Source organism: Amycolatopsis ponsaeliensis (genome assembly GCF_030182635.1).
Lineage (GTDB): Bacteria > Actinomycetota > Actinomycetes > Mycobacteriales > Pseudonocardiaceae > Amycolatopsis > Amycolatopsis ponsaeliensis.
In genome coordinates this window covers 1-1337 of the sequence record NZ_JAPZLD010000117.1, presented here as the reverse complement: position 1 = coordinate 1337, position 1337 = coordinate 1, and the positions used below count along the sequence as shown (strand labels likewise).

Sequence of the window (1337 nt, the reverse complement as noted above, 5' to 3'; positions counted from 1 at the left end):
CTTCGGGTTCCGTATGCCCGGGTCCCTGATGGCGCTGGCCATGCTCGCCCTCGGTGGTCACCGACCCGATCTCCCAGGCCGGTGACCACCCACACATCAATACGAAGAGCCACTTAAAGTCCATGAAGGTGCCCCTCATGGCTTTCGCAATCTGTGGATAGATGCGCGAGTTGTCCACAGGGCGGAAGAACGGTCTGGTGCCACGGCCGGGCGGCTGTTCACCATGGGTTCATGCCCAGACGCGGGAGATGGGATGAGCATCCCGAACTACTGACACGCCGGAGCCCGGATGGCGTGATAATGGCGCGCGATCTGACAACGCTCGGGATGGATCCGCGGACGATCTACCGGAAGTGCCTCCCTGGCGGCCCCTGGCAACGCCTGCTGCCCGGCACCATTCTCCTGCACAACGGCAACCCCACTCGCCGGCAACGAGCTCTGGCCGCACTGCTCTACGGCGGGCCGCGGGCAATGATCACCGGCGCCGAGGCATGCCGCTGGTACGACCTCCGCGTACCGGAAGAGTTTCCTGCACAAGACATCCACCTGCTGGTTCCCCACGAGCGCAGGGTCTTGAGCTCCGAGTACGTCATCGCGGAACGCACGAGACGCCTTCCCGGTGCCTGGGTTCGCCACGGGATACCGCTTGCTCCTCTTGTCCGCGCGACGACCGACGCGGTCCGGCGGATCCGCGCCGAGGAGCCTGTGGGTCACCTTCTGGTGGAAGCGATTCAGCACGGCCATTGCGCACCCGCGGATCTCGCGAGCGAGCTCGATGTGGGCACCAAACGCGGCACGGCCGTTCCTCGAAGGTTGCTGAAGGAGTGGACGGATCTCCGGTCGGTGGCCGAGATCCGCGCCAAGAAACTGTCAGCTCAGCTCACGACCGCGCCAAGCCACTGGAACGCGGGCATTCGAGCACCCACCGGTTTCGTCGGTCGCCCGGACGCATGGTGGGACGACGTCGCGCTGGCGTGGGAAATCGACTCGTTCGAGTTCCACTACAGCCGGGACGACTACGCACGGACCCTGCGTCGGAACAACCGTTATGCGGCCGCTGGGATCAGGATCGTTCAAACGCTTCCCGCCAGCATCAGAGACAGCCCGGAGCAGGTACTCCGGGAACTCGAGGCCGCGTACGCCGCGGCAGCCGCTCGCGCACGTCCACCGGTCTACCTGGCGGAGCTCGCGGCCTGACACACCATGAGGGGCACCCTCATGGACTTAAAGGGCTCTTCGTACCGATGTGTGGGTGGTTGAGCGTGGCGTGAAGGGGCGCACGCCGTTGTCCGGCTTAGTTTCTGGCTTGTCGAAGGTCAGCAACCAAGTGATCGGGG

At 65.0% G+C, this 1337-nt stretch carries 1 protein-coding gene; it reads left to right on the top strand.

Annotated features, from left to right (window positions below):
- The first annotated feature begins 300 nt into the window (after positions 1–300).
- Complete coding sequence (locus QQ657_RS56465) at positions 301–1197, top strand: hypothetical protein (protein ID WP_284750743.1); 897 nt, start codon at positions 301–303, stop codon at positions 1195–1197.
- Positions 1198–1337: the final 140 nt, after the last annotated feature.

Excerpts from the sequence above, each read along its gene's own strand:
- QQ657_RS56465 (WP_284750743.1), top strand. The coding sequence starts at position 301 with ATGGCGCGCGATCTGACAACGCTCGGGATGGATCCGCGGACGATCTAC.